Origin of the sequence: Sedimentitalea sp. XS_ASV28 (genome assembly GCF_041224545.1) — a bacterium.
Classification (GTDB): domain Bacteria; phylum Pseudomonadota; class Alphaproteobacteria; order Rhodobacterales; family Rhodobacteraceae; genus Sedimentitalea.
In genome coordinates this window covers 1-9,555 of sequence record NZ_JBGFGP010000147.1, presented here as the reverse complement: position 1 = coordinate 9,555, position 9,555 = coordinate 1, and the positions used below count along the sequence as shown (strand labels likewise).

Annotated in this window: 13 protein-coding genes and 2 pseudogenes; 5 read left to right on the top strand and 10 right to left on the bottom strand. The window is 61.4% G+C overall.

Annotated elements, in window-relative coordinates; all coding sequences use genetic code 11:
• The 6 genes and pseudogenes from AB9K34_RS14760 to AB9K34_RS14735 form a co-directional block, all read right to left on the bottom strand.
• Positions 1-229: pseudogene (locus AB9K34_RS14760) on the bottom strand (phage major capsid protein); the annotation flags it as partial.
• Between the two features lie 9 nt (positions 230-238).
• Positions 239-562 (bottom strand): HNH endonuclease, encoded by a 324-nt coding sequence (locus AB9K34_RS14755; protein WP_369955190.1) that lies wholly within the window; start codon positions 560-562, stop codon positions 239-241.
• On the bottom strand, positions 555-914 hold the full coding sequence (locus tag AB9K34_RS14750) for a hypothetical protein (protein WP_369955189.1): 360 nt from the start codon (positions 912-914) through the stop codon (positions 555-557). The genes AB9K34_RS14755 and AB9K34_RS14750 overlap by 8 nt, the downstream gene beginning before the upstream one ends.
• Complete coding sequence (locus AB9K34_RS14745; protein ID WP_369955188.1) at positions 905-2,437, bottom strand: terminase large subunit domain-containing protein; 1,533 nt, start codon at positions 2,435-2,437, stop codon at positions 905-907. The genes AB9K34_RS14750 and AB9K34_RS14745 overlap by 10 nt, the downstream gene beginning before the upstream one ends.
• Before the next feature lie 379 nt (positions 2,438-2,816).
• Positions 2,817-3,311 carry a hypothetical protein gene (locus AB9K34_RS14740; RefSeq protein WP_369955187.1) on the bottom strand — a complete coding sequence of 165 codons (495 nt, stop codon included), beginning with the start codon at positions 3,309-3,311 and terminating at the stop codon, positions 2,817-2,819.
• Positions 3,311-3,562 (bottom strand): hypothetical protein, encoded by a 252-nt coding sequence (locus AB9K34_RS14735; protein WP_369955186.1) that lies wholly within the window; start codon positions 3,560-3,562, stop codon positions 3,311-3,313. Before AB9K34_RS14735 ends, AB9K34_RS14740 begins: the two co-directional genes overlap by 1 nt.
• A 397-nt stretch (positions 3,563-3,959) precedes the next feature.
• Between AB9K34_RS14735 and AB9K34_RS14730 the strand changes: the two genes are divergently transcribed.
• Both AB9K34_RS14730 and AB9K34_RS14725 read left to right on the top strand, forming a co-directional pair.
• On the top strand, positions 3,960-4,424 hold the full coding sequence (locus AB9K34_RS14730) for a TniQ family protein (protein ID WP_369955185.1): 465 nt from the start codon (positions 3,960-3,962) through the stop codon (positions 4,422-4,424).
• The gene (locus AB9K34_RS14725) at positions 4,424-4,813 is read left to right on the top strand and encodes a hypothetical protein (RefSeq protein WP_369955184.1); all 390 of its coding nucleotides are present in this window, start codon (positions 4,424-4,426) and stop codon (positions 4,811-4,813) included. The genes AB9K34_RS14730 and AB9K34_RS14725 overlap by 1 nt, the downstream gene beginning before the upstream one ends.
• A gap of 494 nt (positions 4,814-5,307) precedes the next feature.
• Here AB9K34_RS14725 and AB9K34_RS14720 read toward each other — a convergent pair whose 3' ends face one another.
• Complete coding sequence (locus AB9K34_RS14720; protein WP_369955183.1) at positions 5,308-5,727, bottom strand: helix-turn-helix domain-containing protein; 420 nt, start codon at positions 5,725-5,727, stop codon at positions 5,308-5,310.
• Between the two features lie 239 nt (positions 5,728-5,966).
• Between AB9K34_RS14720 and AB9K34_RS14715 the strand changes: the two genes are divergently transcribed.
• Positions 5,967-6,203 (top strand): transcriptional regulator, encoded by a 237-nt coding sequence (locus AB9K34_RS14715; RefSeq protein WP_369955182.1) that lies wholly within the window; start codon positions 5,967-5,969, stop codon positions 6,201-6,203.
• Between the two features lie 189 nt (positions 6,204-6,392).
• Here the strand turns inward: AB9K34_RS14715 and AB9K34_RS14710 are convergent, their stop codons facing one another.
• Positions 6,393-7,040, bottom strand: a complete 648-nt coding sequence (locus AB9K34_RS14710) for a hypothetical protein (RefSeq protein WP_369955181.1) — start codon at positions 7,038-7,040, stop codon at positions 6,393-6,395.
• A gap of 59 nt (positions 7,041-7,099) precedes the next feature.
• On the opposite strand from AB9K34_RS14710, the gene AB9K34_RS14705 reads away from it, so the two are divergent.
• Complete coding sequence (locus AB9K34_RS14705; protein ID WP_369955180.1) at positions 7,100-7,864, top strand: hypothetical protein; 765 nt, start codon at positions 7,100-7,102, stop codon at positions 7,862-7,864.
• Between the two features lie 621 nt (positions 7,865-8,485).
• Here AB9K34_RS14705 and AB9K34_RS14700 read toward each other — a convergent pair.
• A pseudogene (locus tag AB9K34_RS14700) lies at positions 8,486-8,638 on the bottom strand (hypothetical protein); the annotation flags it as partial.
• Positions 8,639-9,064: 426 nt separating this feature from the next.
• Here AB9K34_RS14700 and AB9K34_RS14695 point away from each other — a divergent pair.
• On the top strand, positions 9,065-9,418 hold the full coding sequence (locus AB9K34_RS14695; protein WP_369955179.1) for a DUF2924 domain-containing protein: 354 nt from the start codon (positions 9,065-9,067) through the stop codon (positions 9,416-9,418).
• A 1-nt stretch (position 9,419) separates the two neighbouring features.
• Here AB9K34_RS14695 and AB9K34_RS14690 read toward each other — a convergent pair.
• The coding region (locus tag AB9K34_RS14690) for a transposase (protein ID WP_287883799.1) at positions 9,420-9,555 on the bottom strand (136 nt) is incomplete at its 5' end.

Sequence of the window (9,555 nt, the reverse complement as noted above, 5' to 3'; positions counted from 1 at the left end):
CGGACCATTCGCGTTCAGAGCGCGTTTCCAGCTCGCCCCTGGCGTCCTGGCGTTCCTCGTCCTCGGCAATCAGCGCCGCGCGATAGCGGGTTTCGTTGGCGCGATACTCGGCGTCCAGCTCGCCCATCTTGCGGGTTTCATCCTCGGACGGGTTGTCATTTGCGGCCAGTTCGGCCAGCGATTGCCGGATTTCAGACCGGCGCAGTTCGATTTTCTTGGAAGTCAGCATGTTGTTACCTCATTGCTCGACAGGGTTGCGCTGCATCTGACGCAGCAGGTCGCGCCATTGCTGGCGCTTTGGGGGGAGCGGTTTATGGCCCACCTCAATTCGGGTTTTGCGCGCGTGACAGGCCCCGCACAGAATCTGTAAATTGTTCAGGCTGTAGGCCAGGTCCGGGTGCGTCCTGACCGGCAGGATATGGTCGCACTCAAGCCGCTTGCGGGTGCCGCACTGAACGCAGGCCCAGCCATCCCGCTCAAGCGCCTGCATCCGCAGAGCGCGCCAGCGCGGGCCGCGTGTGACCGCCTTTGAATGGCGGATATGTTCCTTGCGCCTAGACATAATCGGCCCCCTGTATTTCGTAGAAGAACAGGACGCCGCCGGGCGCATGACGCACCACGCGCTTGATGCGCAGAACATCGCCGCCAATGTCGATCCGGTCGGTTGTTTCAGGCTCGATAGCCAAACCATCGGCGGACACCAGAACCCGCACGTCGCCCACATCCAGCAGGCCCGCCGCGATATACTCGGCATTCACGGTAAATTCGGCCAGCAGCGCCTTGCAGGGATAGGCGGTATCCGGGCCGGGAATATATCCGCCGAACCCGTCTTTCGTACCCGGCCCCGGTCGCAGCAGTTGCGCCGCTTGCCCGTGTTTCGCGATCAGGCGCGATGCCGTTTCCCTCAGCCCCATGCCAGTCTCCCTCTGTTTTGTATGGGTGCCCGCTGCATCCGAACGCCCTGCGCCACCGCCAGGACGGTTGCCGCAACCGGGTCGATCCGGCCCGTTGAGCGTCCCGCCGCCAGTTTGTGATTGCCCGCCGGGTCCACCAGCGTGATTGCGTCCGCGAAGGCAGAGCGCAGCAGCAGGGAAGGCATGGCCTTGACCTCGCCCTCAAACACCGCGCGGCGCAGCCGTTCGCAATCCTCGGAGCCGTCTTTCCAGCCGAACCCGCGCCAGATGAACGGCACCCGATCAAGCCCCGCATCGCGCAAGGCTTCCAGAAACTCGGCATGGCGGAATCTGTCACCGACGATTGCCGCCGGGGCCTGCCCATCCAGCCTGGCCACCACGTCGGCCATGAACCGGCCCACCGGCACGGTTGCATCGCCCATCGTCACCAGTTCCCCCCGGTCGCGCATCTCGACATAGCGCCCGGACACGCCGTCAGCCTGCCCGCGATCCGCCAGGCCGGGAGTGCAGGGGAACGCTCCCACGCATTCCAGCCGCCCCGTTTCAGGCCAGTAGAGCGCCGCCGCAGACATGGAACGGGAACCGCCAAGATCAACGCCCAGAACAACAGGGCCGTCACGCGGGGGCAGATCGTCGGGGGCCACCTCGCAGGCCAGCCATTCGTCCACCGTCAGCAGCACCGAGCGGTTGTCAGCCGCCACGCGCTCGTTGCGATTGAGGTTGCGGAAACTGGACAGGGCAGAGCCGCCCCGCGCAATCGCCCGCCGCGCCTGCGCCTGCAACCATTCCGCAGAGGGGCCGATGCCCTCGGACGCGCCGGGATTCGCCATCAGCAGGCTTGCCAGATCGTCGGGCGGCAAGCCCGGTTCGGGGCGGTGTTCCTGCACATAGGTGCCGGGCGGGGGTTCATCCAGCCAGCGGCTAAAGGTGTTCGCATCATCCGGCGCAGATGTTGAGATAATCAGCGCCCGCCCGTCCCGCTTGCCGAGACCGGACAGAATGGCATTTTCCAGCGCATCGCCCTTTTCGCGTTCCCACGCCGCCCGTTCGTCCAGAATGGCCAGCGTCGGGGCACCGCCAAGAATGGACTTGCCGTCAGCCGCAATGACACGCGCCAGACCGCCGCCGTTCTCGTCCGTCTCGACTTCCAGCTTGGACCCGCGCCGGATCGTGAATTGCTCTTGTTCATCCTCGGGCAAGCCCTGAATGAACCCGACCAGGAATCCGAACGCCGTCTTGGCCTGATCCCTGTTCCGGGCTGCAAAGATGATTTCCCGTTTCGGCTGGGGTGCGATTTCCCCCATCAAATGCCCCAGGGCGATGCCCGCAGACAGCGCCGTCTTGGCGTTGCCCCTGCCGATTGACAGGCAAGCCGTTTCCATGCCCTTGGCAAAGGCCCCGCGCACGAAGTCCTTTTGATAGGTCGCCAGCTTCACCCGCTTCCCGGCCAGACGCCCCTCCGGAACAACCAGCTTGGGAAGGAAACGCAACGCCGCCGCCGCCTCTTTCGATGCCCTCACCATCAAAAGCCCTCCCCATTTTTTTTCGGGAGAGAGAAAGGAACAGTTGTGGCGTCGGTCCCCTGCCCATTCTGAAACCGGGGCATTGGGACCAATCCCAGACCTTGCGCATGATGCGACCACGCAGGCTGGCCGTCCGTCCGGTATGTGGGGCCTACCTGCCGTCCAGCCTGCTTAGCGCCAAGGCCGTGCAACAGTTCGTTAGGTGTATGGTTATTAAGGATGTACCCATTTTGGGAACAGGGGGGGGCAAAAAACCCGCTAATCCGTGCCCATAATTGGAACAGGGTGTGCCCATTATTGGAACAGGCCCCAGCCAATCCGTCCCCATAATTGGAACAGGGGTGTTCCCAAAATAGGCATGGGGTTTTGAATTTGCATGTCATGGCTTTGCCCCCTTGAGTGGCACCACGTTGGTGGTGGTGGGGGGGGCTTGGCCGTTAATGCCGTGAGGGTTGTTGGTGGCCACTACCTTGACCGGAAAGTCATGGCCTTTCTGCCAATCCCTGTAGAGCCGCCGCCCAGTGTTAGAGGTCGGCAACGCTATCTCTGTGATCTCATAAGAGGGGGATTGCGCCTCACCTGTAGCACCCAAGCAAGCGCCCTCAGTCTGCACAATGAAGCCTTTGGCCTGTAGATCGTGAAAGCCCCGCATGGCAGTCTTGGGGTTGCATCCCAGACACTCAGCCGCTTGGCGTACAGACAGGCGCAGCTTGCCGTTATTGTTGGCCTTAGGCCCATGCCATTCAAACTTGATCCACGGATAGAGCGCTTGCGCCGTGCTGGACAGCGCGCGCCATGCGTCCGTTTGCATGGTGGGGCGCACCATCTTGGTCCAATGCTCCGCCCGGTTTTCGTTGCGTTTGTCGCGTCCCACTACGCCGCCCCCTTCTTCTGAGCCGCGTGCAACGCCTTGTGATGTTTCCGGCATAGCCAGACGACTTCATAAGGGCGCTCATAATCGGGGTGGTGCGCTTCCGTCTTGGGATCGCGACACACCGCGCACGGCTGGCGCTCAAGAACGCCATGACGCAGCGCTGCACATACCGCCAAGTGGGCGAGGTAGGACTTCGGATTGCGTTTGCGCCATTGCTGTTGACGGGACAGGGCTTTGGGTGTGTCGGTCATGCTGCCACCCCGCAGAAGTGGCGCAGAATAATCGCTGGCGCACCGGCCCATTCGGGGCTATCGTGTTCGGGAAAATAGACGCCTTGCACAACGTCTTTGGCCCCGGTTGCGATTGCCGTCGCGCCGGGGTTTTCGTTCGTCAGATCGCCATCAATCAGTTGGAACTGATTAGTGTAACTCATTGACGGGCATAGACCCTCAACAGTTGGAAATATTGGCGTAAAGCCTTGCTTATCCTTATGTTTATGCAGACCTCCTCGGTCCGCCACGTCACGCCTTATCGTCTGTCAGATATTCTTGGCCTTTCGTCAGATTTCTGGCCCAATCGGGTTTGATTGCGCTGATCGACCCGCACTCCTAAGCTCAGGCATGTTTTCTGGATCGCGAGGGTGATCGGGTGTGTCTGCACAGTTCATCGGGCGCCGCGTCGGGGGCCTATATCCCTGAGCCTTTGCCGCTGAAGGTGGCGTATCATCCCCTTGAGCCAGCCACGTCGCTCATGTCCCGCCTTGCCGCGCGACACGGCGCGGCATCGAGCACGGATTTCTGCCGCGACATCGGGTTTCCCTATAAGTCATTGCTGCGCGGTGATCGTGACGCCATCGAGCACCTGGCGCGCCTCGCCGGATGCGATGCGGATGCGTTGGGGCGGGTCTCGATCCACAATCTCGGGCGGAATGCCCTGCGTCTACGCGACGAGGTGGCGACGACGCATACGCTTCATCGCTCGCGGATCCGCATCTGCCCGGACTGCATCCTACCGGATGCAGTCCGGGCAGATGCGGAAGCCTGGCGCGCGCTGGCGAGTGACATGGCAGTCTGTTTCGATCCGGTCGTGTTCGGAGCATGGAATGCGCCTTGATGCCGTTGCCCGCCGAGACGTTCACTTTGCAAGGTTATGACTTCGCCGCACAAATTCGCAAACATTGGCAGCTGATCGAGCGGGCGGAGCCTGTGCCGCAAGACCACACCGAATTTGAGGGATATCTCTGGTGCCGGGTCGCTGGCGAACGTGGTGAGGCGTGGATTGACCAGCTGGATCTGAATGTCGCAAGCCGCGCTTGCGAGGTCTTCGGCTTGTTGCGCGAACACGGCCCTGACAGCAAGCTGAGTGGGCAAAGCGAAACGGAATGGGCGCGGTTCGGCCAGTCGGGTTTCGAGGTATTACGACAGGGCGCCGATGCTCTGGCCGAGGAAATGACGCCCCAAGGGCTTTGTTACGCCGGCAATGGTCGATGCGTTGCAGCGTGAGTTGAGCGAGCTTGTCGATTTGGACAATGCGGCCAGGCTGCTCGGCCTGTCGCAACCAGCCGTGCTTGCGCAGATCGAAGCGGGCGCTCTCGCCCCCAGGCTGACCAGGCCGTCGGGCGATTATCTGTTTGATTGCGAGATGATGCGATCATGGGGCCGGTTGGCGGTGATCAATGAAACCGGCCGCCCCCAGCATCTTGGTGATCAGGACAACACGGCGCTCGCCGTGGCAACCGTTGCACAACGCCTGAAGATCACGCCAAAGACCGTTTCCTATCTGATTGAGAACGGTTTTCTGTGTGGATGTCAGATATCCGACGCAGGCCGAGCAGGCACGGCTGCGGTGCGCTCCTTCTCTCTGGCTGCCTTCGAAGGTGTCTTCCTGTCCATCGGCCAGCTTTCGGCGCTGGCGCGCGCACCACAGGGCGCATTGGCGATCCGGCTGAGAAACGCCGGTGCGCGATGGTTGCCATGCCGCCCGGCCTCAGCCGGATCTATTGGCGCTGCGACATGCGCGCATCCGGCTTGCCGTTTCCCGACCCTGGTGGTGTCGGCATCACGAACGCCCCAGAAGATGCCGCGCGACATTCCGCACGAAGATTTGCCCAGAAGGCCGCGCCGTTCGGGTTCAGCCCTACCTGCGCTTCGGGCGCGGGCAGCGCAATACCACGCAGGGCCGCATGGAGCGCCTCGGTCGGGAGCGGATCCATGTCGGTCTGGTCGATGATTGCCAACCGCGCCGATTGCGGCAGCTCCCGCTGCTGACGCTCATAGTTGCCGTAGGTTTTCACGCCCAAGCCGAGACGCTCGGCAAATTCGGCCTGGCTTTGCCCAGCCTCCGCACGAATCGCACGAAGCCGGACCGCCCCGACCTCGCGAACAATTCTTTCGTAGTCAGCATTCTGCCTGCCCATGATGCCCGGCCACCAGAAGATTCCTGTATGGGTAGAGCTTAAGTTCCTTTGCTCTCAAACGCGCTGCTTCTTTGGAGGATTTGCCGGGTAGGTACGAACGTACCGGACCGATCGGCACGTTCGTACCGATTATTTTCTTTATCAAACAACAACTTGATGTTGACCGCCTGCACTTTGCTTCCTTAGCTGTTGATGTCGGCTGAACCGTCCGACGCAGCAGATATGGGGGCACGCGGCTGATGCGGACGCCGTCGAAACAAAATCTGGATACGCATGAACGCCTGAAGGCCGAGTTGCGCATCAGAGGCACCTCGTTGGCCCGCATCGCCCGAGAACTGGGCGTTTCGGATGCGGCACTGACGCTTGTGGGAAAAGGCTGCAATCGCTCACGTCGGATCGAGAAGGCACTGGCGCGCGCGGTCGGCACCACACCGGAGGCGTTGTTCCCGGATCGTTATCAGGGAGGCGAACCATGACCTAGAATAAGGAAAAGGCCAAGAGGGCTGCAACCCTCAAGGCCTTCTTCGGTGTATCAAGTTTGCGACCCGATACACCTCTTTCATGACCCATATTCCGGGACCGCTCAAGCGTACAGATGATCTGGCGCGGCGGTCCCGTACACCCAAATCCATGAAGGAGGGCCGATGGCGGCCGGCGCGCGCTGGTTACCTGGCCGATGACACATGCCCGATGACGATGACAAAATGCCTTGGCAGCCGCCACAGCGCAGCACCGGTACGCGCAGCTTTCCGGCACGGTCCAAATCCAGCTCGCGCGGCTTTCTGCTGGCGCGCCTGCCTGCGGAAAGCAGACCGCGTCAGATCATTTATGAAAGCAATCACGAACGGAAGACTGCTCTTCTTCTGGCCCGCATTGACCTGCGGAACCTTTGAGATCAGCCGCCAAAAGCCGCCTTCGTGGATAAGCGTGGGCAAACAGCCCATCACGTCTCCGACTATCTGGCCGAATTTGAAAGTTGTAGCCGTGTTGCGATCGCGGTCAAGCCACAGGCGCGTGTTAAGCGATTGGAATTTCGCGAAACGCTCGCCCGCATCCGCGCAGAACTTCCGCCCCACTTTGCCGAAGAGGTCGTGCTGGTTACGGAAAACAGCTTTTCCGCTGCTGCGGTGCATAATGCCGAACTGCTGCACATGTTTCGCGCTTGTCCCGACTCGGAAGCGGACAGCGTCGTCGAGTAAATGATGGCGGCGCAACGGCAGCCATTCCGCGTCGCAGATATCGTTGCCGAGAGCGGTTTGGGCGGTCGGGCTTTCCGCGCATTGGTCCGGACCATCTATGCAGGGCTGGCCCAAACCGATCTCGATAGCCGCATCACATCTGCGACGGTCCTGCTGCCGCCGGAGGACCGGCCATGACGATGCTGCGCCTGTCCCGCGCCGATGCGGTCATCGCGCAGGGCACCCTCTGCGCGGTCGAGCGGATCGATCTGCATGTCGTCCAACTGCGCCCACTCGGTGGCGAGGACGCGCCTATCAGCCTGAGTCACTCGGAGCTGATGGATCTGCTCACTTCGGGCTGTTTCGAGGTGGAATACGGCTATTTCGGCAGCCGTCAGGCCGCGCGTCGCGCCATGGCGGGGCGTGGCTTGCTGTCCCTGCTGTCGACTGCGGAACAGCAACTGGTGTTCTGGAAGATCGACTGGTGCGAGGCGTTTCTTGCGGCGGAAGCCAGTGGCGAGGTCTCGCGATCGGATCGATCCTGCTCGGCTTTTATCCCGGAACTAGAAAGGCGGGTCAGTGAGAAGATGCGGCAAGCGGCAAATGGCAACGTCTTGCCTTACGCGGTCTTCAGGCCCACGCCCTGCCGCACCAGCCTGATGGGGTGGGTTCGCATCTGGGAGAAAACCCGCGATCCGATGGCCTTGGTCAAGAAGTCACGGTTCAACGGCGTCAACGCCCGGAAAATTGGTCGCGACCAGGAGGCAATCCTGCAACGCAAGCTGGCGGATTTCCCCGGCACGCGTCGCAGAAACCATAGAATCTACCTGGGCAGTGATCTGGGAAATGGTCTCGGCGGACGGGTAGGCGTGCAAATGCACGCCTTGGCCGTTGTCCCTCGGCCAGGCGATGCCGCGCTGGATCAGGTGCTTCTCGATCTTCCAGCGGCTTACCCCTGAAACCGTCGCCGCGGTTGCGGGCGTATGGACCCGCTGTTCGGGTGTCGGAACGCCAAGAATGATGGCCCCCTCGGTGACGGGGAAGTTCGACCAGATGTATTCGCGAACGCTGTCGCGGATGATGTCGAAGGCAGGATCTTCGTCGCGGTCCCGCAGCCAATTATAGAACAGCCCGAACCGGTGACGATGAAGACGGGCGTCAATCGGCGTGAGGGACTGTATCTCGCGCAGGGTCGCCAGTATGGCATCCAGTCCGTTTCGCATGACCGCGTATCCGGCATTTTCCGCCCGTAGCCAGTCTCGCGCCGAGATTTCCGAACGCTTCGCATCGGCCCCCAAGGTCATCAGCGCACCAAGGTTCTCGGCCGTCTGGGCGGCAACATGGATTGGGAGATCGTCGAACCAGCCGCTGCCCCGCCCCGTGCCGATTCGTCCGGCAAGCCAGGTTTCGAGATGTCGCTCATTCTCGTCCACGTAGGTGGGCTGCGGTGGCAAATAGCCCTCCAGAAGGCGAACAATATCGAACGCATCTCTGCCGTGTCCCAAGGATACCAACGGCTCCAGCAGGCAGCCATGAAGGTGGCAGGTGCGGATACTTTCGAGCTGCCAGAGGCCAAGATGAACACCCGAAGCGCTTTCACGTTGCTGACGCGCTTCGGAGATGCAGACTGGACAGACCCGCGCGTTCGTCCTCTGCAAGCATGTGAACTTCAGGTGGGCGCAACCCAACTCGAACCATCCATCCACCATAAGGCGCGGCGACCAGAATTGCAGTATGCGGTGATCCGCCCCGCCCCAAGGTTGCCAAACGCTCGATTTCAGCCGGGGTGCCGTTCATCAATTGGCTGTAGTCGATGCCGACATCCGAGCAGAACGTCAGGAGGCGCCGGACGCCATTTCGCCGCGCGAGGCGCGAGGCAAAGGAGGTCGCGGATTCGCCCAGAATGCATGTCACACGAAGAGAAAGGCGTTTCGCGATCATGATCTCCGTGCCCCCCGTGCAAACACCTGACGGGCATCGACGCGGTAGAAATCCGGGATGATGAATGGGTTGAACTCGTCATCACAGGAGGTGCGCAGCTGATAGGCCCGGCTGAAATGCATGCAGGATATCTGCCGAAACCGGAGGCCGTTTCGTGGACTTACCGCCTCGAAAGAGCGGTGGTCGTCGCAGGAAACGTATCCGTATCGGAGGAATTGATGAAGCATCACAATAAGATAACACCGCCCGCGCCGGGCCAGGATGCCAGCCTGGACCAAACGGTCCTGTCGCGACTGGCCATGTTGAAGACCCTGTCCGTCAAGGAATTGAAAGCTGAGTGGGAAACCCTGATGGGCAGCTCAGCGCCCAACAACAGCCGCGCATTTTTAGAGGGCCGGCTCGCCTATCGCATTCAGGAACTGACCTACGGCGGGCCGGATCGGGAAACCCGACGCATGCTCGATCTGCTCGCTGACGAGGTCGAAGGGATCGCGCGCCACAAGCATCAGATCACGGATCCTCGCAATCCGGTGGCTGGCACGCGGCTGATCCGGGAATGGAACGGGGTCTAGGTCATGTTGACAAATGGCGGAGCCATAGGCGGATAGATGTGATGTCGATGAAGCCAAGGAAGCTCTCGGCGGTCTTGTCGTAGCGGGTGGCGACGCGCCGGGCGTTTTTGAGCTTGTTGAAGCAGCGCTCGACCAGA